Genomic DNA, 19769 nt, shown 5'->3' with positions numbered 1-19769 from the left:
ATCAGGTCGTACCAGGAAAGGACCTGTCGCCGAAGAGGATCCGCCGCGCTGCCGCCCGCCCAGGAGGCGTACGCAGCAACCCGAACGCCGCGTCCGCGAGGGCAGGCGTACGAACCTTGTCCAGTCCCCACCGCATCGCCAGCCTCCCGCGGAAACGGGAACGCAGCGCGGCTCCGTCGAAGTGCGTCAACGCTTCCTTGCGCCCGGAGCGCAGGGACTCGTGGAGGACGGCAGCCGCGAGCTCCGACAAGCGCAGGCACGGATCCAGACCGCCGGCCGTGAGCGGGGAGACCGCGCCTGCGGCGTCCCCCACAAGCAGCCCGTCCGCGCAGCTGATCCGGCGCAGCAGACCACCGACCGGGATCGGCCCTCCCCGCCGTTCGACCGCATCGGGACCATCGGGACGCTCGACACCATCCAGGCCGGGCGCCGAGGACGCGAACCGCTCGAGCGCCCGGCGAAGGCCCTCCGGAAAGCGGTTCGCGTAACCAGCCGTACCGACGTGGGCATGTCGGCCGTCGTTCACGACCCATGCCAGGTATCCGGGGGCAAGCGAGGGATCGAGCACGCAGTGGAACGTCGGCGGCTCCTCACCACGCTTGATCTCGTACACCTCCTCGGCCCCGATCAGCAGGTGCCGGTTTCGGTCCAGATCGAGGTCGCGGGCAACGCGAGACCGCGCACCGTCAGCGCCCACGACGAACCGCGCTCGCACCCGGGTCGGCCCGCCCCTCCCGACCAGGGTGTAGATCTGCCCTTGCCGGCCGGCATAGCGCGTACCCAGCAGGATGCGTACGCCCGCATCGGCTGCCGCGGCGGCCGCCCGCCCATAGATGGGGGCCATGTCGCCGACCCGGTACTCGTCGCGCTCACTGACCAGCGCCACCGGCCCGCGCAGTCCAGGCGGGTAGAGCACCACTCGCCTGATCGGTGGGCCCAGACACTCCACAGGCAAAGGGAAATCGTCGAGCGTCCTGCGGACGAAGATCCCGGTGGTACGGATGGCGCCCGTGAGGCTCGGACGCCTTTCCGCGAGGAGAACGTCATGGCCCTGCCGGGCAAGCAACGTGGCGGTTTGAAGTCCCGCCAGTCCTGCACCGACAACCAGCACGTCGTGGGTGTCCATGTCAGTCCGCTTCACCGTTGTTCTCCCAGTGCAGCAGGTCTCCGGGCTGGCACTCGAGGACCTCACAGAGAGCTTCGAGGGTGGTGAAGCGCACTGCCTTGGCGCGGCCGTTCTTGAGCACCGCGAGATTGGCGGGAGTGATCCCGACCCGATCCGCGAGTTCACCCACCGACATCTTCCGTCTGGCCAGCATCACGTCGATGTCGACGACGATCGGCATCAGATCACCTCGTCCAGCTCCGACCGAAGCCTGGTCGCCTCGACATCGCGGGCAACGGCCTGGGCGAGCAGCATCCGGAGTACGACCACGACGAGTGCGACCCCCAGGACCGCGACCGCGGCACCGCAGATCAGCAGGACCATCCCCGGAGGAACGGCCTCCCCCGGCGCCAGGACGACCGCGAGCGCGAACAGCAGAACGGCCGCCGCCACGATCGCGCCGATCACGACGTGGACGTACCGGAAGGCACCGTACGAGAACACGGTCCCGCGGCCCACCATGGTCACCAGCTGCCAGACGCAGGCAAGGACGACCTCCACCGCCAGGAATCCGAGGACGAGGATCACCACGACGCAGATGCGTTGGTACGCCACCAGCTCGGCGTCCGGGTCGCGCAGATCCTCCGCCAGCAGCGGCACCATCACCGTCTGCACGAACACCGAGCCGGCGAACAACGCCATCAGCACGGCCCGCAGCGCAAGTACCGTCAGCTTCCCCATCATCCCTCCCCGATCGAACTACGATCGGAATCTATCGTTTCTCGATAGGTGCGGCAAAGTGCATCCACGCGGCTCGCAGACGAACCGCCATGATCCGTAGGACAGGCCTGACAGACCTGGGCCTCGTCTTGGCATCGGTCCGGGGGAGGGAGCTGGTGCTCGTGAACGACGACGCGTCCATCAGCCGGCGCATGGCCGAGGTCGCCCGCAGGCTGGTGGCGAAGCTTCCCGACGACGACGTGCGAGCCGCGGTCCTGTTCGGCTCGGTGGCGTGGGGCGACGCCAACGAGGCCAGTGACATCGATCTCATGCTGTGTTTGGACAGGCCCGTGGGCTACCGCTTGGTGACCCGGGTCCGGGTGGCCGACATCCTGGGACGCACCACCCCGGAACTGCCGACGTCGCCGGTGTTCGCCGACATCGACCGGATCTCTGCCGAGTACTTCGAGAACGCTGTGGACGAAGGCATCTGGCACGCCCGCGTCGCCCGTTCGCTGATCTTCGCCGACACCGACGGCTGGTTCGCGGGCCTGCGCGCCCGCGTCAGCGCCACCTTCCGCCACCCGGACATGTGCGCACGGCGAGCCAGGCCCTGGTACGACGCGAGCCTCGCCCACTCCGAGGCCGCTCGCCGCCTGCTCACCGACGCCGACGACGACCTCACGTTGGCGACACTGCTTGCCCGCCTGGCACTGGAGAACGTCGCAGTCGCGCTCATCGAGACCAGCGCGCTGCGCGCCTCCCCCACTCACTTCCTGGCCAGCGCCCGGAGCGCGTTGGAGACGACGGGAAGCGGACACCTCTACGAGCCACTGCAGCGGGGCCTCGGGCTGGACGTCGACCTCGAGACCGCCGCGTACGGAGTGCAGGCCTTCCATGTGCTGGCCGGGGCGTTGCGGGAGTGGCTGGCCGACCCGGAGCTCGTACGTCGACTGGGGCCGGAGGACGCGGCGTGGGCGGTGTTCACCTACGCTGACGAGACGTACGAGGAGATCGCCCACAAGGTGGCGGCCATGCGAGGCGCCGGGCGTGCCGCCGATCTCGCGTCCTACCTCGACTGGCTGTTGAAGGTGTCCATCCGGCTGAACGTGGGCAAGGCCCTCAACCTCCGGCTGAACGGCTTGTCCGAGACGCCGGAGGTCGCGGAGTTTCATCAGGCCCTTCGCGCCGAGCCTGCGCTGTTCGAACAGTGGTGTCGCGGCCTGCGGCTGCCCGCGGACCGAGCGGAGATCACGGCCGCGCTGGCGGTGGGCGCTCAGCTTCGCGGCAGGCTGACGTTCCCTCCGCCTTCGCTCACTTGAGGAAGAACGGCCACACTCGTCTTTGCGACGGTTCACAATCTGATCAGGCCGGGTGCGGTTCGCTGGTCGGCCCGGCAGCCGCGCAGACAGCACGCAAAGGCTGGGAAACGGGAGGTGGCGGCGGATGGGACTCGAGCCTGGACTTCCGTGGGTCGAGGCAGTCGGCCCGAGCGGAGACGTGGTGATCTACGACGAGAACCAGCAAGTCGTGTCCCGAACGTCCGGCGCGAACATGTTCTGCGTCCTCCCGGGTGGGCCGGGTCGCGAGGGATGGTTCCGCATCCTGCGCCCCACCGACGCGTCCACGCCCGACCACATCGTTTACGACCCGGACGGGCATTACGTGTTCGCCTCGACAGCGGAAGCGGTGCAGCACGGCAGTGACCCCTGGCTGATCCCGTACGGCCACGGCTTCGGACCTGCCCGGTACGTGCTCGCGAACTTCGGGGTCGACCAGAGCTGGCGCGTCGACCAACATCCACGGTTCGTCACCGACCTCACCGGCGACGGCCGCGCCGACATCATCGGCTTCGGCGACGCCGGAGTCTGGACCTCCCTCAACGACGGCGCCGGAAACTTCGGCGCAGCCCACTACGTACTCGCCAACCTCGGCGTCGACCAAGGATGGCGCGTCGACGCCCACCCGCGGTTCGCCGCCGATCTCACCGGCGACGGCCGCGCCGACATCATCGGCTTCGGCGACGCCGGAGTCTGGACCTCCCTCAACGACGGCGCCGGCAACTTCGGCGCAGCCCACTACGTACTCGACAACCTCGGCGTCGACCAAGGATGGCGCGTCGACGCCCACCCGCGGTTCGCCGCCGATCTCACCGGCGACGGCCGCGCCGACATCATCGGCTTCGGCGACGCCGGAGTCTGGACCTCCCTCAACGACGGCGCCGGCAACTTCGGACCCGCCCGGTACGCACTCGCCAACTTCGGGGTCGACCAGAGCTGGCGCGTCGACCAACATCCACGGTTCGTCACCGACCTCACCGGCGACGGCCGCGCCGACATCATCGGCTTCGGCGACGCCGGAGTCTGGACCTCCCTCAACGACGGCACCGGCAACTTCGGACCCGCCCGGTACGTACTCGACAACTTCGGCGTCGACCAGAGCTGGCGCGTCGACGCCCACCCGCGGTTCGTCACCGACCTCACCGGCGACGGCCGCGCCGACATCATCGGCTTCGGCGACGCCGGAGTCTGGGTGGCGCTCAACGACGGCGCCGGTGGTTTCGAGCCCGCACAGCGGTTGATTCCGTTCTTCGGCACCAGTACTACGTACCATCAGTGGCTGGTCACCACGACTCCGCGCCTGCTCGCCGACCTGACCGGCAACGGCGCGAGCGACATCGTTGGCTTCGCCGACGACGGCGTGTGGGTCGCCGTCCTCGACACGACCGGGCCCCTGTCCCCGCAATACGTCGTACAGAACTTCGCCTACAACGAGGGCAGCTGGCGAGTCGAACGCCACCCTCGCGTGGTCGCCGACCTGACCGGTGACGGACGCGGGGACATCGTGGGCTTCGGCGACGCCGGCGTCTACGTCTCCTACAACCAAGGCTCCGGCCCGGTACCCAGGCCAGTCGTCGTCACCTGAGGTTGTCGACGAGGCGGTACATGTCGAACTGGTCCGTCTCGACGCGCCGAACGGCGGAGTTCCCGTCGGTAGCCAGGGACCCTGCGCGCTCAGACGGACGCCGAAGTCGCCCAGCTCCAGTCATGGGGCACCGGATGGCCGAGGAGACGTTCGAAGAGTTGTCGGTCATCGGCAAGGCGTTCACTGAGGCGGTCGCGGAGCTTACCCGAGATCACGGAATCGTCGGGCCGCGCTCGCCGGGTCGTCAGGACATCGTGTCACCACCCACGTTCGATGTTTCCGGTCACCGAACGTGGATTCTGGCAAGGGCGGCAGTGAGGCCACCACTCAATTGGTTGCTCGGCAGCGCCCACACACCGGCCGGGACAAGAGGTACGCAACCTTCCTCGGCGGGCGGGCAGGGGTCACCCCGGGCAGTGGACCCGGTCGCCTCACGAAACGCCGTCAGGCGCTCCTCCTTGCTCGCGGTGCTTCATCTCCGCCTCGAACAGGTGCCGCGGCAGATCGCCGACCCGTTGCCGGGCCGCGCGCTCGACGTCGCGGAACACGCTCCAGTAGTGCTGGTCGTAGGCCTCGACGAGCTGGAAACTCCACCGGCCGTCGACGACGTCGCGCCCCACCAGGCAGTCGTCGATCTCGTCGGCGAGCTCCGGATGGCCGGCCTCACGTAGCTCGGCGACCGCGTCCTGGAGGGTGAGGTCGGCGGTGCCGCAAAGGCGGTGGAACTCGAACAGCACGCCGCGCGCATGCTCCACGACCTCGAACGCCTCGGACAGCTTTCCGAGCGCGGCGACGGTCGCATCGCTCACCCCATCCGGACGACGATGAACGACGGGTCGGTCGGGACGCTTTGCCGACCCATGCTGTTCGGGCAGCGAAGTCATGACGAGCCGCTACCCCACCTCGCCCCTCGAAAACGTCCGCTCCCACCGCACTACCCGGTCGGTTGGCGTCGAGGTCAGCCGAGCTTGGACTCGCCGAGGTCGAGGTAGGTCGTGAACGCCTCCTCGGTTCCCCACCGGCGGCTCACATACAGCATGTTGACCGTCTGGTGTGCCCAGTACCGCCGCAGCATGTCCGGGTCGAGGCAGCGGGCGAGCACCTCCTCCACCCGGGCCACCACGTCCGCGGTGGGGCGGCAGTCCACGTCGGTGTCGGGCGAAGCCGCGGCGAAACTCAACGTGTGCAGGAGCTTCACGACGCCGAAGTACCGATCGCCGCGGGCGACGCCGTAGTTCCAGTCGATCACACCGGAGATGGCACCAGTCGCGTCGAAGAGCATGTTGGCGACCGTCAGGTCCACATGGACGAGGTCGTCGCCGACTACTTCGGCGTCAGGGTCGCCGGCCACGCGGCGGACTGCGTGGAGCAGGCGCCGGGCTCGGGGGCTGTGCCGTTCGATCAGCTCCGCCGGGATCTGGTCTCCGGGCCGGCCAAGGCTGAGCGGAGGTGGCGCGACCTCCGGCCTGTTGGCCAGCAGGCCCGCGAACCGCTCGTTCATCGCGATGATGGCGTCGACAGTGCCGGCGTCGGGCTTCGTCACGGTCGAGCCCGGCAGACGCTCCTGCACGACTGCGACCCTTCCGTCGCCGAGGTCGAAGACGAACTCATGAAGCGGGACGGGGATCCCGTGCGTGCGAACCTCCGCCAGCACATCGGCCGTCTGACGCATCAGCTCGATGGACGCGAACGCCGTCGTGACGATCGCGTCCCTGCCGTCCGGCCGGCGAACACAGGCGGCACCTGACTGCCCCTCCTCGATCAGGCCCACCAGCTCCAACCCCAAGCCGGCCCACTCGTTGAGCGCCTGAACGACGTCCAGACTCATCGGCGCACACCACCCATCGGGTCCACCCCGCTTGGCATCCGGTCAGTAGATCACGTGGAGTGTTCTCGGTATGCCTGGGTCCTTCTCTGCTTGTCGTCCAGGTGGGCAGAGATCTCTACGAGCTGCAGGCCCGCGGCTACCGGTGAGGAGATGGGGAAGTCGAAGTACGTGTCCGGGTAGGGCTCCTCCCTGAGGGAGTAGTGCCACCACTCGCAGTCGTACCGGGTGAACCCGGAGCCCTCCATGATCGAGCAGAGGTACCGCCGGTTCTTCGCCTCGATCGGCGTGATCTCTCGTGCGCCGAGGTGCGAGATCGGATCCATCAGGTCGTGGTCACCACCCATCGGAGCGAGTTCACCGGTGGCCAGGTGAAAGAGCGTCAGGTCGACGGTGCTGCCCCGGCTGTGACCCGACCTGGCGGCGACATAGCCCTTCTCGAGCATCTGGGCTCTCTCGAGGTTCGGATAGTGCCGCAGCTTCGTCCGGCCGTCCTCCGCCTGTCGTGACCAGCGCACGAAGCAGTCCACCGCGCGCTGCGGGCGATAGCCGTCCCACAGAAGCAGGCCGAAGCCAAGAGACGCCGCCATGCCCTGGGCCTTCTGCAGTGCCGCGCACAGCGTCCTCGTGCCGACAATACGATTCGCAAGGTACCCGTCCACGGGTTTGCCGGTGAAATTGTCCCAGGTGGCGTACTTGGCATCCCAGCGAACTCCGGGCACGCACTCGTCCACGAAGACGAAGCCGTCCCTCACCGGATCCTCCCGGGCAGCGCCAACGACACGATCCGGTCGATCACCTCGGCAAGCGGCAAACCGGCGGCCGCCATCATCCTCGGGTAGCGGCTGTAGGAAGTCATGCCAGGGAACGTGTTGACCTCGTTGAGGACCACCGTTCCGTCGTCCTTCAGGAACATGTCCACCCGCGCCAGACCTCTGCATCCCAGCGCGCGATAGATGGCCCTGGCCTTCTCCTGAACGGCTCGGCGCATCTCGACCGGAATGTCTGCGGGGACGATCGGGGTCGAGTTCTCCGAACCGCTCTCGGGCCGACTCTCCTGATGGATTCTGAAGAAGCCGTGGGACAGGGCGATTCGATCCGGCTCGCCTGTCACCAGCTCCAGGTCGTCTCCCAGGACGGCACATCCGACCTCGCTGCCGGCGACGGCCTCCTCGATCAGCACCTTCGAGTCGTACTGCCTCGCGGTCTGCACCGCAGCGGCCAGTTCTTCTGCACGAGAAACCTTGCTGACGCCGAACGAGGACCCCGAACGCGCCGGCTTCACGAAGACGGGGTAGGCGAACAGTTCGGGATCCGGCTTCTCGTCCGCGGTGACCGTCCAGAAGTTCGGCGTTGCGATTCCGGCGCTTCCGGCGACGGTGTAGGCGAGAGCCTTGTCCATGCACAGGGCAGAGCTCTGGACGTCGCAGCCGACGTAGGGGATGCCGGAGAGTTCCAGCAGACCCTGCATCGCACCGTCCTCGCCGAGCCTGCCGTGCAGAACGGGCAGTACGAGATCCAGCCTGACCGCCTCGTAGCGCCCCTGCTTCAGGACGAGGAGACCGTGCACACTTCTGTCCGGTGACAGCATCGCCGCGTGCGAGTCGTCGCCTACCTCCCAGCCCGCGCCGGGACCGTCACAGAGCTTCCAGGCGCCGCCCGCCGTGATCCCCATCCAGAACGGCTCGTACTTCCGAGTGTCGAGGTTCTTCGCGACCTCCTGCGCGGACTTGACCGAGACGGGATGCTCCTCGGACGCTCCTCCGAAGATGATTCCGATCTTCAACCTATCCATGATGCTCCCCGCTTTCGAAGTTCACGCAGTTGACGAGGCTGTTCTCCACGGTGTCGCTCAGGGCGTGGTCGGTGTAGTAGGCGATGTGCGGACTGACGAGCACGTTCGGCAGTTGCTGCAGGCGTGCCAGCGGCAGGCCTTCGAGGGATTTGTCCCGGCAGTCGGCGTAGAAGATTCCGTCCTCTCCCTCGAGGACGTCCAACGCCGCGCCGCCGAGTTCGCCCTTCTCCAGCGCCGAGAGCAGGGCCTCGGTCTGCACGAGCGACCCACGTCCGGTGTTGACGATGAACGCACCGGGTTTCATCCGCGCGATACGTTCACCATCAAGAAGGTGGTGAGTCTCCGGAGTGAGTGGCGTGTGGAGCGTGACGATGTCGCTGAGGTGTAGGAGGTCTTCGAGAGGCACGTAGTCGGCGGTGGCCACAGGCTGACTGTCGTGGGCCAGGACCCGGCAGCCGAAACCACTCAGCCTGTCCATGACCGCCCTGCCGATGCGCCCTGTTCCGACCACGCCGACGGTCAGGTCGCGCAACTCTTTCCCGCGTACGTCACTCAGCCGGTAGTCGTGAGCGTCCACGCGTCGGATGGTGGACTTCGCATGACGAACCGCCATCAGCATCAGCATGAGCGTGTAGTCGGCCACACTGTCGGGTGAGTAGACGACGTTCTCGACGGTGATGCCGATGCTCGCTGCGTACTCCACGTCGAGATGGTTGTATCCGATGCTTCTTGTGGAGATGTACTCCACGCCGGCCTCGCTGAGTGCGAGCAGGGCGGGGTTGGTGACCTGGGCCCTGTGCCCGATGCTGATGCATCGGTTCCCGACCGCCAACTCGATGTTGACCTCGGACACCCCTGCTTCGGTGATGGTCGGCAGTACGCCGAAGCGCGGCGCCAACTGCCGGAAGAGCGCAGCCTCGTCCTGGCCGCACCCGTAGATCGTGATTCCCCTCGTGGGGACGGACGAGGAGGGGGCCGCGACGGATCGGAGGCGGGAGGCGGCTCTTGGTACTGGTCCGCTGTGGGTCATGCCCCCAAGTCAAGGTGGCGTGGTGTTGCCGGCCCGTATGCGGTTTTCGATACGCCGACGACATGCGCCGACGCCGGCTTACCAGAGAAGGGCCTTAGGCTCGGGTTGCCGGACCTCCGCCCGCCGACCGAGACCAGAACACAACCAGAACTCAGCCAGAAGAGGACACGATGCCTGAACTGAACGCGGACGTGCTCGTCGTCGGCGGCGGGCTGGGCGGTGTGGCCGCCGCCCTCGCGGCCTGCCGCGCCGGGCGACGGGTCGTACTCACCGAGGAGACCGACTGGATAGGTGGGCAACTGACCAGCCAGGCGGTTCCCCCGGACGAGAACCCCTGGATCGAGCAGTTCGGCGCCACCGCGACGTACCGCGAGCTTCGTGAGGGCATCCGCGCCTATTACCGCCGGCACTACCCGCTGCGGGCCCGCGCCGCCGAGGACCCCCGGTTGAACCCGGGTGCCGGCCGGGTCAGCAAACTGTGCCACGAACCCCGGGTTGCGCTCGCCGTCCTGGAGGCGATGCTCGCGCCCCACCGCGCCGCCGGCCGGCTCACGATGTTGCTGGAGACCGTGCCGGTGTCCGCCGAGACAGACGGTGATCACGTGCGCGCGGTCGAGTTGCAGGACCGGCGTACGGGACGCCATGTCACCGTGTCCGCGCCGTACGTCATCGACGCCACCGAGTGCGGTGACCTGCTGGCGTTGACGAAGACGGAGTACGTCACCGGCGCGGAGTCGCGGGAGGAGTACGACGAGCCGCACGCACCGGCCGAAGCCGCGCCCGGGAACCAGCAGGGCTTCACGTTCTGCTTCGCGATCGACCACCGCGCGGGTGAGGACCACACCATCGACCGGCCGGAGACGTACTCCTTCTGGCGGGAGTATCGTCCCGACTTCTGGCCGGGCCCGCTGCTCGGCCTGCTGGCACCGCACCCTCGGACGCTCGAACCGGTGCCCCGCACCTTCGTGCCCAATCCGGACGACGACCCGCTGGAGGTCACCGCCGACCAGAGCAAGGACGGCGGAGACCTCGACCTGTGGCTCTTCCGCCGCATCCTCGCCCGCGGGATGCACGAGCCGGGCAGCTTCGACTCCGACATCACCCTGGTCAACTGGCCGATGAACGACTACTGGCTGGGCAACGTTGTCGACGTCGACGAGGAGACCGTCAAGGCCAGCCTGACAGCGGCCAGGCAGCTCAGTTTCTCCTTGCTGTACTGGCTGCAGACCGAGGCGCCGCGGCCGGACGGCGGGACCGGCTGGCCGGGGTTGCGGTTGCGCGGCGACGTGACGGGTTCTGTCGACGGGCTGGCGAAGGCACCGTACATCCGGGAGTCCCGGCGCATCCGAGCTCTCACCACCGTCACCGAGAACGACGTGTCGCTCGACGTGCTCGGACCCTACGGCAGGGTCTCCCGTACGGATTCGGTCGGAATCGGCAGCTACCACCTCGACCTGCATCCGAGCACCGGCGGGGACACCTACATCGACCTGGAGAGCGTGCCGTTCGAGATCCCGCTCGGAGCGATGGTTCCGAGGAGGATGCGCAACCTCCTGCCGGCGGCGAAGAACCTCGGCACCACCCACATCAGCAACGGCTCGTTCCGGCTGCACCCGGTCGAGTGGAACATCGGCGAGGTCGCCGGACGGCTGGCGGCGCACTGCATCGAAACCGGGACCGAACCCCAGCAGGTCCACGGCGACGAGGCCCGCTTCGCGGAGTTCGCTCGGGTGCTCGACCGGGCCGGGGTCGAGCGTCACTGGCCGGACGTGAGGGGGTACTGACCGTACTGACCGTACTGACCCACTGACCCAGACCGAAGGTCAGGAAGGCCCGCTACCGCTGAGGTTCCTCAGGAAGGCTGCCGCGATCGGCCCGGCGTCGGAGCCTCCGGACCCACCGCCCTCGAGAAGAACCGCCCACGCGATGTCACTGGTCTCCTGGTAGCCGATCATCCAGGCGTGGGTGCGGGGCGGAGTCTCGTCGCCGTACTCCGCGGTGCCGGTCTTGGCGTGCGGGCGGCCGGGCAGCCCCCGCAGGGCCTTGCCCGCGCCCTCGGTGACGACCGAGCGCATCATCGACCGAAGGTCGTCGACGACGCCCGGATCGAGTGACTCCGGTGCCCGGTAGGGGTGGCGGACCGCCTCGGGGACCAGCCTGGGCTGGACGAACTTCCCGTTCTTCACCGTGGCGGCGACCGAGGCCATCACCAGTGGCGAGGCGAGGATGCGACCCTGGCCGATCATCGAGGCGGCCTTGTCGTTGACGTCGCTGTTCGTCGGCACGGATCCGTCGTAGGTGCCCACACCGGTGTCCCAGGTGCCGCCGATGCCGAACGCGGCCGCGGTCCTGGCGAGGGCGGCGTCGTCGATTCGGTCACGGGCCTGCACGAACGCGGTGTTGCAGGAGTGGGCGAACGCGTCCCTGAACGTCGACCCCTGGGGCAGCACGAACTCGTCCTGGTTGGTGAAGCGGTAGCCGTTCACCCATTCGAATCTCGGGCAGTCGAGTGGGTCCGAGGGGCGCAAGCCGGTCCGGAGCAGGGCGGCGGCTGTCACCACCTTGAACGTGGATCCCGGCGGGTACTCCCCGACCAGTGCACGGTTGTACCCGCCGGGCCGGTTAGCTACCGCAAGGATGTCGCCGCTGGAGGGTTGCGTCGCGACGATCGCCGCCGGCGTGGCGACTCCTTCGAGCGCCTTAGCCGCCGCGCGCTGCACGCCGGGGTCGATCGTGGTGCGCACGTCCTCGCCGTGCCGCGTGGTCCCGGTTCTTTGGAGGGGCTTCACCGCATGGCCGGTCTGGCGATCGGTGATCGCGATCGCGTACGCCTGTCCGGAGCCGCCGAGTTGTTCGTCGTAGCGCTTCTGCAGGCCGGAAACCCCTACGCCGTTCTCGTCCACCCGCCCCACGAGTGAGGGCGTGCTCAGAACGTCACCGTTGCGATCGAGCACCGATCCGCGCGTCGACATCTTCGCGACGGCGAGCGTCTGGCCTGCCTCGAGTTCCGGATGGACCGTCGACGACTCGAAGTGGACGACCTCCCGGCCGGCAGAGGTCTCCACGACTCGCGCCCTCGACCCGTACGTGAACGGGCCGACCCGCGGCACCTTCAGCCGTACGGTGAAAGGAAAGGTCACGGACGTGCTGTCGTCCCGCTCGCTCGCGCTCGGCCGGCCGACCTCGATCGTGAACGCAGTCGGCGCGAGGTTGCGATGTACGGACGCGAGAAGCGACGCCGCACTCGTGGGGCTGTCGGTGAGCTTCCCCGCCGCCGCCCATCTGCCTTTCTCCCAGGCCGTTGCGAACGCGTCCATCCGCTGTTGGGCGCGCACCGCCGATTCCCGCTCCGCGGCCCGGCCGGGGTCGCCGAAGAGCATCAGGGCGCCGCCCGCTCCCCCGACGACCAGCAGTGTCACGGCGACGCCCCCCACGATGGCCCGGAACCGCCGCTGCCTGCGACGCTGCTCCAGCTCCCACTCCGTCACAAGTTCCACCCGGCGATCAAACAGGATCGCCTCCATCCGGCGCCAATATGGATATGGTGCGGACGACTATCCCGGCCTGGATATCATCCCTGCTCATGGACATGGTTCGGCATCTGGAGTACTTCACGGCGATCGCCGCCGAGGGACACTTCGGCCGGGCCGCCCAGCGGCTTCGGATGCGCCAGCCTCCGCTGTCGCAGGGTCTGCGACGGCTCGAGGACGAACTCGGTACGCGACTCTTCGATCGGGACAGTCAGGGCGTACGGCTCACCGAGGCAGGCCGCGCGCTGTTGCCCACGGCCCAGCGAGTGCTCGACGAGGTCCAGCAGCTGCATCTCCTGGCGAGGCGGCAGCGCGACCCGGAGAGGGAAGTCCTCCGAATCCGCGTCGCCTCGGGCCTGGGCCGCGGCCACTACGCGCAGGTGGTCGCCGCGTGCAGGCGGGCCGTCCCGGAGGCCGACATCGAGGTGAGCGAGCAGACCACCCGAGACCTGATCCGGGACCTACTCGGCGGGCGCGCCGACCTCGGCGTCCTCCACGAGCCGATCGTCTCGCGCGGCCTCACCCTCGGACCGACGCTGGAGGTGCCGTTGCGTTGTCTCGTACCCGACGACGGATCCGTCCGCGACTCCCCGCGGCTCCGCGACCTGGGTGGGTACGAACTGCTGCTCCCCGCCCGCGACCAGGCGCCCGCCGCGCACGACGATCTCCTGGCGATGTGCGAGCGGCACGGGTTCCTGCCACGCGTCGTGCGGGAGATGTCGGACGAGCGGGTCGCGCGCGGGCTCATCGCCGCGGGTGGGGTGGTGGCGTTCACGACCGACCCACCCGGGTCGGGCGAGGGGGTCCGGATCGTACGGCTGGACGGCGATCCGCTCGCTCTCTCCCTCCGGGTGGCGTGGGCCGGGACGCTGACCGGCCCGGCACGGCGGCTCCCCGACATACTCCAGGACGTGCTCGGCACCCCCCGGCGACCGGGCGGCCTCGGTCCGGCGCCGCGGCCGGTCTCGGAGGTGCCCGCGCCGTGACCCCCACGACCAACGCGGAGAGCCTGGCGATCCGGCAGTGTTTCGAGGACGCGGGGGTCTGGGGCTGGCTGCACGCCGTCGACCTGCACGACGAGGACCGGGAGATCGGCCACCATTCCCGCGAGCAGGTCGCGTTGGCCTCGGTGTTCAAGCTGCCACTGCTCGTCGCGTACGCCCGCATGGTCGACGCCGGCGAGATCGAGCCGGAGGCGACCGTCATCCTCGAACCCTCGCGGCGAACGCCGGGAAGCACCGGGTTCGCGGCGATGGCCGATGCCGTCACCGTCTCCTGGCGTGACCTTGCCCGGTCGATGATCGCCGTCAGCGACAACGCCGCCGCGGACGAACTCCTCGACGCCGTGGGACTCCACCGGGTTCGTTCGCTGCTCGACGATCTCGGCCTGCACCAGACCCGGATCACCGGAGGTACCCGGGACCTGTTCGATGCCGTCCTTCAGGAGAGCGGCTGCTCCAGCCTGGCCGAGGCGATCGCGTGGCTGCGGGACTCGGGCACCATGGACCAGATCCCCGTCCTCGATCCGGCCGATCCCGGCAGCACCGTCGGCACCTGCCAGGACATGACCAGCCTGCTCGCGGCGATCTGGGCAGACCGGGCGGCGTCGCCGGGTCAGTGCGCGTACATCCGGACGGTGCTCGCCCAGCAGATCTGGACCCAGCGGCTCGCGGCGGCGTTCCCGTTCGACGACGTGGTGGTCGCCGGCAAGACGGGAACCTTCATCGCACTTCGGCACGAGGTCGGAGTGGTGGAGTACCCGAACGGCGAGGCGTACGCCGTGGCGGTGTTCACCCGGTCTCCGCGAAACAGACTGATCCTCCCCGCCGCGGACGCCGCCATTGCACGGGCCGCGAAGATCGCCGTCGCCGCCCTGCGCTGAGCATCTTCGCGTACGACGCAGGCACTACGCACAGGGTCAGGCTTCGGCCGTGGCGGAACCTTGACGCCACCGGAGACCGTGACAAGGCTGTCACCAGGTGGAACTTTTGTTCCACAACCGACAACGAGGCACTTCCATGAGGGCGACGAGATGATGGCTACGTCCGGCGCCGTGACTCCGGGCCGGCTCCCGCGATGGGGGGAGGCCGAGCTGGTGGACTGTGACGTACGCGTGGCCGTCTCCTCCGTGGACGTTCTCAGGCCGTTCCTCCAGCCACGGTGGCAGGATTACATGGCGGAAGGCGGTGTAGGGACGATCGGCGCGGAGCGGTACCCGAAGCTGCCCGGCCCGTCGGTAGACCTCCACCTGCTCCGCGACCGCCTTCTCGATCGCTGGCAGGCCAGGTACGCCGTACTGAACTGTGGTTTGGAGATCTCGTCACTCCACAACGAGGACTGGGCGCTGGCGATGGCCAGGGCTGTCAATGACTGGTTGGCGACCGAGTGGCTCGCCCATGACACCCGGCTCCGCGGCTCGATCGTCGTACCGCCGCAGAGTCCCGGCTCGGCTGCCGAGGAGATCGACCGGCTCGGCCGGCATCCGGGATTCGTCCAGGTCCTGCTCCCGGTGCGCGCCGAGACGCCGCTCGGGAAACGGCGGTACTGGCCGATCTATGAGGCCGCCGAGCGGAACCGCCTGGCGGTCGGCATCTTCGCCGGCGGTACGAGTGGCAACCCCACGACTCCGGTGGGCTGGCCGTCGTACTACCTCGAGGACTACGTCTCCTACGCGCAGGCGTTCCAGGCGCAGGTGGTCAGCCTGGTGAGCGAGGGTGTCTTCACGAAGTACCCCCGTCTCCGGGTGGTGCTCACCGAAGGCGGCTTCACCTGGCTGCCCGGCCTGATGTGGCGGTTCGACAAGAACTGGAAGGGGCTACGTCGTGAGGTTCCGTGGGTGGATCGGCCGCCCTCGCAGATCATTCGTGACCACGTACGGCTCACGACCCAACCGCTCGACGAGCCGGACGACCCCAAGCACCTGGTCGAGACGATCGAACAGCTCGGCTCGGACGAGCTGTTGATGTTCGCCACCAACTATCCGCACTGGCAGTTCGACTCCGACGAGGGCGTACTCCCGTCCGGCCTGCCGCGCGAGGTCGAGCACAGGATCCTTGCGGGCAACGCCCACGACACCTACACGTTCTGAAGAAGCACGGCAGGCTCCGAAGGAGCATGGCGACGACGAGAGGACACGTCATGGTCGCGACCGCCACAAGGAACCGCGGCATGGTGGTCGACTGTGACATTCACAATGCGGTCTGGCCGGGGGCGCTCGACCCCTACCTGTCCGCTCGCTGGCGCAGACACGGCGAGCTCTTCGGATCGCGGACCCATCCAGGATCGTTCTACCCCAAGGGAAGTCCTGCTGCTGCCCGCCACGACTCCTGGCCACCGTCGGGGAGGCCACCGGGTGGCGATCTGGAGTTCATGCGCAGGCAGCACCTTGATCCGGAAGGCATCGAGTACGGCGTCCTGAACTGTCTGGGACCCGCCGGCACCCAGCTCAACGCGGACTACGCCTCGGCGCTGTGCCGGGCCACCAACGAGTGGCAGATCGCCGAATGGCTGGAAAAGGAGCCGCGTCTGCGGGCCGGCATCGCGGTGCCGTACGAGGATGCCGAGCTCGCGGTCGAGCAGATCGACCGCTACGCCGACCAGCCGGGCTTCGTCCAGGTACTGCTGATCGCACGTACGGCCGAGCCGCTCGGTCGGCGCAAGTACTGGCCGATCTACGAGGCCGCCGAGCGCCACGGCCTTCCGGTAGGCGTTCACTTCGGCGGCGGAGCCCGCGGCGTGCCGGTCACCGCCTCGGGCTGGCCGTCGTACTACATCGAGGACCACACCGACATGGCACAGGCGTTCCAGGCACATGTGGTGAGCCTCGTCTGCGAAGGGGTCTTCGAGCGTTACCCCGGCCTGCGAGTCGTCCTCATCGAGGGTGGCTTCGCCTGGCTTCCGCCGCTGATGTGGCGACTCGACAAGCACTGGCGCAGGCTCAGGGACGAGGTGCCGCAGCTGACGCGCAAACCGTCGGAGTACATCCGCGAGCACGTCTGGGTGACCACCCAACCGATCGAGGAACCGCACGATCCCCGCGACATCCGAACGGTGCTGGAACACCTCGGTGGCTCCGAGCGAGTGATGTTCTCCACCGACTATCCGCACTGGGACTACGACGATCCCGACCGGGCGTTCCGGGTTCGGCTACCGGAGGAGGACCGGCAACGGATCTTCTCCCGGAACGCCAAGGACCTGTACGGGCTCGGGTGACCCCGCGACCTTCGAAGGGTTGGGACGATGCCGAAGCACGTGGTCGCGCAGGTGGACGACATACCGCCCGGGCAGCGGAAGATCGTGTCGGTCGAGGGCCGGTCGATCGGCGTCTTCAACCTGGGCGGAGACTTCTTCGCGATCCGCAACCAGTGTCCCCACGAGGGCGGCCCGCTGTGCGAGGGCGTCGTGTCCGGGCTGGTGAGCTCGAGGACCCCGGGAGAGTACGACTACGTACGGCGCGGCGAGATCGTGCGATGTCCGTGGCACCAGTGGGAGTTCGACATCAGGTCCGGACGGTCGTGGTTCGATCCGGCGAAGACCAGGGTCGCGACGTACGAGACCTCGGTCGAGACCACGACCGGGACCTCCGTCGAGACTGAGGGAGGCGCCACCGCCTGCGAGGCGGACCTGGACGCTGCCGGCTACCAGCGGGGACCCTACGAGGCCGAGACCTACCGCGTGGAGGTCGACCGTCGGCTGGTGGTCCTTCACCTCTGACGAAGGCGGTTGCCACCGAGTCATCAGCGGGACTCATCTGCGTGCTCGGAGACCACCCCGGCCAGCCGCAGCGCCTCGGAGTGATGGCAGGCCGCCAGGTGATCTCCGGTGACCGCGCGGAGGTCTGGCGCCTCGGCGACGCAGCGCTCCTTGTCGGCGTACCGGCATCGGGTGTGGAAGTAGCACCCGTCCGGGGGGTTCGCCGGGTCCGGGAAGTTGTCCGACAGTCGAACCCTTCGGCCGGTGCCGCGTAGGCGCGGATCGGGCCGGGGCACCGCGGACAGCAGCGCCTCGGTGTAGGGGTGCTCGGGCCGGCGGTACACCTGGTCGGTGTCCGCTAGCTCCACGATTCTGCCGAGATACATCACGGCCACGCGGTTGCAGATGCTCTCCACCACCGACATGTCGTGCGAGATGAACAGGTACGTCAGATCAAGGTCGTCCTGCAGTTCCCTGAGCAGGTTGAGGATCTGCGCCCGGACGGAGACGTCCAGGGCGGACACGGCCTCGTCGGCGATGACAAGCTCGGGTTGCAGGATCAGGGCACGGGCGATGTTGACCCGCTGCCGCTCTCCCCCGGAGAAGGCATGCGGATAGCGGCGCATGTGGCCCGGGGACAGCCCCACCCGGCTCAGGATCTCCGCCACCCGGTCCTCCACCTCCGAACCATGCGCCAGGCCGTTGGCGACCAACGGGTCACCGACGATCTGTAGGATCGTCATCCTGGGATTCAGCGAGGAGAACGGATCCTGGAACACGACCCGAATCCGCTGTTGGTAAGGGCGCAACTCACGAGTTCCCAGCGCGGCCAGGTCGACCGTGCCACCGCCCTCGGTCCGGTAGTGCAGGTGACCGCCGGTGGGCTGCACGCTGCGGACGATGCATCTTCCCAGGGTCGTCTTGCCGCAGCCCGACTCACCGACCAGCCCGAGCACCTCGCCAGGGCGGATGGTGAAGCTGACGTCGTTGACGGCGTGGACATGACCCCTCGTACGGGCGAACAGCCCCCGCCCCCTGATCGGGAAGTGCATCTGCAGGTTCTCCACCCGCAACAGCGGCTCCTGTGGCGCAGAGGTCATCGACGTTCCTCTCCGAGCTCCGGGACCACGGCGGTGTGGCCGGCCATCACGTCCGGGTCGTGTCGTACGCAACGGACTCGTCGAGAGCCGCCGAGCTCCACCACGGGCGGGTCGACGGTCTCGCACAGCCCCGGTACGGCGTCGTCGCACCGCGGGTGGAACGGGCATCCGCCCGGCCGGTCGAGCGGATGTGGGACCTGTCCGCGGATGGAGTTCAGCGGCTGGCGTGCTCCCCTGCCCATGGTGGGAACGGAGGCGAGAAGGGCCCTGGTGTACGGGTGCTTCGGGTCGTGGAAGATGTCGTCGACACTTCCCTGCTCGACGACCGTCCCGAGATACATCACGACAACCTCGTCCGCTATCTCGGCCACCACCCCGAGATCGTGGGTGATGAACATCATCGACATGCCCGTGTCGGACTGGATGTCGACCAGGAGGTCGATGATCCGGGCCTGGGTGGTGACGTCGAGGGCGGTGGTGGGCTCGTCGGCGATGAGCAGGCTCGGCTCGCACGACAGGGCCATGGCGATCATCACCCGCTGGCACATGCCGCCGGACAACTGGAAGGCGTAGCTGTTCATGGTCTGCACGGGGCGGGGAATGCCGACCCGCTCCAGCAACTGGACGCCGCGCCGCCACGCCTCGTCCCGGGACATCGTCCGGTGCGCCAGAATCGCCTCGGTCAACTGGTTCGCGATCGTGTACGCCGGCGACAGGGACGCCATCGGCTCCTGGAAGACCATCGCGATCTGGGCGCCCCGCACCTGGCGCATCTGCTCGCCGTGGGAGTCCAGCGCCGCGAGGTCGGTGCGTTCCTTCCACCAGATGTGGCCGTCGACGATCCGCCCCGGTGGATCGACCAGGCCCAGGATGGAGCGGGCGGTGATGCTCTTGCCGCAGCCGGACTCTCCCACCACGCAGACAGTACGACCAGCCGGCAGGCTCAGGTTGACACCATCGACGGCTCGCACCACGCCCTCGTCGGTGAAGAAGTGGGTCCTGAGTCCCTCGACGGTCAGCAGTGCGTCGGGCGCCATCGGGTTTTCT

19 protein-coding genes are annotated in these 19769 nt (G+C 68.3%); 8 read left to right on the top strand and 11 right to left on the bottom strand.

The genetic code is table 11. The annotated features are described in order from the left end of the window. Window position 1 precedes the first annotated feature (1 nt). Genes BLU27_RS11340 through BLU27_RS11330 form a run of 3 tightly spaced genes read right to left on the bottom strand, consistent with a single transcriptional unit; the run spans window position 2 to window position 1846 of the window. The gene (locus BLU27_RS11340; protein WP_197681783.1) at window positions 2–1141 is read right to left on the bottom strand and encodes an FAD-dependent oxidoreductase; all 1140 of its coding nucleotides are present in this window, start codon (window positions 1139–1141) and stop codon (window positions 2–4) included. Then, on the bottom strand, window positions 1128–1346 hold the full coding sequence (locus BLU27_RS11335) for a helix-turn-helix domain-containing protein (protein ID WP_092653079.1): 219 nt from the start codon (window positions 1344–1346) through the stop codon (window positions 1128–1130). Before BLU27_RS11335 ends, BLU27_RS11340 begins: the two co-directional genes overlap by 14 nt. Continuing rightward, window positions 1346–1846: a DUF2975 domain-containing protein gene (locus BLU27_RS11330; RefSeq protein WP_092657561.1), complete on the bottom strand. Its 501-nt coding sequence runs from the start codon at window positions 1844–1846 to the stop codon at window positions 1346–1348. The genes BLU27_RS11335 and BLU27_RS11330 overlap by 1 nt, the downstream gene beginning before the upstream one ends. A 161-nt stretch (window positions 1847–2007) precedes the next feature. Between BLU27_RS11330 and BLU27_RS11325 the strand changes: the two genes are divergently transcribed. Both BLU27_RS11325 and BLU27_RS11320 read left to right on the top strand, forming a co-directional pair. Further along, window positions 2008–3147, top strand: a complete 1140-nt coding sequence (locus BLU27_RS11325) for a nucleotidyltransferase family protein (RefSeq protein ID WP_157728434.1) — start codon at window positions 2008–2010, stop codon at window positions 3145–3147. Window positions 3148–3271: 124 nt separating this feature from the next. Next, complete coding sequence (locus BLU27_RS11320; protein ID WP_092653075.1) at window positions 3272–4750, top strand: FG-GAP repeat domain-containing protein; 1479 nt, start codon at window positions 3272–3274, stop codon at window positions 4748–4750. Between the two features lie 431 nt (window positions 4751–5181). On the opposite strand, the gene BLU27_RS11315 is transcribed toward BLU27_RS11320, so the two are convergent. From BLU27_RS11315 to BLU27_RS11295, 5 genes are all read right to left on the bottom strand, one after another. Next, window positions 5182–5559, bottom strand: coding sequence for a hypothetical protein (locus BLU27_RS11315; RefSeq protein WP_241827913.1), 378 nt, complete (start codon window positions 5557–5559; stop codon window positions 5182–5184). 149 nt (window positions 5560–5708) lie between these two features. Then, window positions 5709–6578 carry an aminoglycoside phosphotransferase family protein gene (locus tag BLU27_RS11310; RefSeq protein WP_092653071.1) on the bottom strand — a complete coding sequence of 290 codons (870 nt, stop codon included), beginning with the start codon at window positions 6576–6578 and terminating at the stop codon, window positions 5709–5711. Window positions 6579–6628: 50 nt separating this feature from the next. Then, the gene (gene vanX / locus BLU27_RS11305; RefSeq protein WP_092653069.1) at window positions 6629–7330 is read right to left on the bottom strand and encodes a D-Ala-D-Ala dipeptidase VanX; all 702 of its coding nucleotides are present in this window, start codon (window positions 7328–7330) and stop codon (window positions 6629–6631) included. Next, window positions 7327–8370, bottom strand: coding sequence for a D-alanine--(R)-lactate ligase (vanA, locus tag BLU27_RS11300; protein WP_092653067.1), 1044 nt, complete (start codon window positions 8368–8370; stop codon window positions 7327–7329). The genes vanX and vanA overlap by 4 nt, the downstream gene beginning before the upstream one ends. Continuing rightward, window positions 8363–9400 carry a D-isomer specific 2-hydroxyacid dehydrogenase family protein gene (locus BLU27_RS11295; RefSeq protein ID WP_092653065.1) on the bottom strand — a complete coding sequence of 346 codons (1038 nt, stop codon included), beginning with the start codon at window positions 9398–9400 and terminating at the stop codon, window positions 8363–8365. Before BLU27_RS11295 ends, vanA begins: the two co-directional genes overlap by 8 nt. A 170-nt stretch (window positions 9401–9570) precedes the next feature. Between BLU27_RS11295 and BLU27_RS11290 the strand changes: the two genes are divergently transcribed. Then, window positions 9571–11184 carry an FAD-dependent oxidoreductase gene (locus tag BLU27_RS11290; protein ID WP_092653063.1) on the top strand — a complete coding sequence of 538 codons (1614 nt, stop codon included), beginning with the start codon at window positions 9571–9573 and terminating at the stop codon, window positions 11182–11184. A gap of 39 nt (window positions 11185–11223) precedes the next feature. Here BLU27_RS11290 and BLU27_RS11285 read toward each other — a convergent pair whose 3' ends face one another. Continuing rightward, complete coding sequence (locus BLU27_RS11285) at window positions 11224–12897, bottom strand: penicillin-binding transpeptidase domain-containing protein (RefSeq protein ID WP_241827912.1); 1674 nt, start codon at window positions 12895–12897, stop codon at window positions 11224–11226. Between the two features lie 86 nt (window positions 12898–12983). Between BLU27_RS11285 and BLU27_RS11280 the strand changes: the two genes are divergently transcribed. From BLU27_RS11280 to BLU27_RS11260, 5 genes are all read left to right on the top strand, one after another. After that, window positions 12984–13916, top strand: coding sequence for a LysR family transcriptional regulator (locus BLU27_RS11280; protein WP_172804932.1), 933 nt, complete (start codon window positions 12984–12986; stop codon window positions 13914–13916). After that, window positions 13913–14812 (top strand): serine hydrolase, encoded by a 900-nt coding sequence (locus BLU27_RS11275; protein WP_197681782.1) that lies wholly within the window; start codon window positions 13913–13915, stop codon window positions 14810–14812. The genes BLU27_RS11280 and BLU27_RS11275 overlap by 4 nt, the downstream gene beginning before the upstream one ends. A gap of 291 nt (window positions 14813–15103) precedes the next feature. Beyond that, the gene (locus tag BLU27_RS11270; RefSeq protein ID WP_241827911.1) at window positions 15104–16018 is read left to right on the top strand and encodes an amidohydrolase family protein; all 915 of its coding nucleotides are present in this window, start codon (window positions 15104–15106) and stop codon (window positions 16016–16018) included. A gap of 80 nt (window positions 16019–16098) precedes the next feature. After that, entirely contained in the window at window positions 16099–17142 is a 1044-nt protein-coding gene (locus tag BLU27_RS11265) for an amidohydrolase family protein (RefSeq protein ID WP_241827910.1), read from the top strand. Between the two features lie 27 nt (window positions 17143–17169). Then, entirely contained in the window at window positions 17170–17643 is a 474-nt protein-coding gene (locus tag BLU27_RS11260) for a Rieske (2Fe-2S) protein (protein WP_092653053.1), read from the top strand. A 23-nt stretch (window positions 17644–17666) separates the two neighbouring features. On the opposite strand, the gene BLU27_RS11255 is transcribed toward BLU27_RS11260, so the two are convergent. Both BLU27_RS11255 and BLU27_RS11250 read right to left on the bottom strand, forming a co-directional pair. Beyond that, entirely contained in the window at window positions 17667–18722 is a 1056-nt protein-coding gene (locus BLU27_RS11255) for an ABC transporter ATP-binding protein (RefSeq protein WP_092653051.1), read from the bottom strand. Then, the gene (locus BLU27_RS11250; protein ID WP_092653049.1) at window positions 18719–19759 is read right to left on the bottom strand and encodes an ABC transporter ATP-binding protein; all 1041 of its coding nucleotides are present in this window, start codon (window positions 19757–19759) and stop codon (window positions 18719–18721) included. Before BLU27_RS11250 ends, BLU27_RS11255 begins: the two co-directional genes overlap by 4 nt. Window positions 19760–19769: the final 10 nt, after the last annotated feature.

The sequence above is a fragment of the Actinopolymorpha singaporensis genome, assembly GCF_900104745.1.
Classification (GTDB): Bacteria; Actinomycetota; Actinomycetes; order Propionibacteriales; family Actinopolymorphaceae; genus Actinopolymorpha; species Actinopolymorpha singaporensis.
This window is presented reverse-complemented; position numbering and strand designations above follow the sequence as displayed.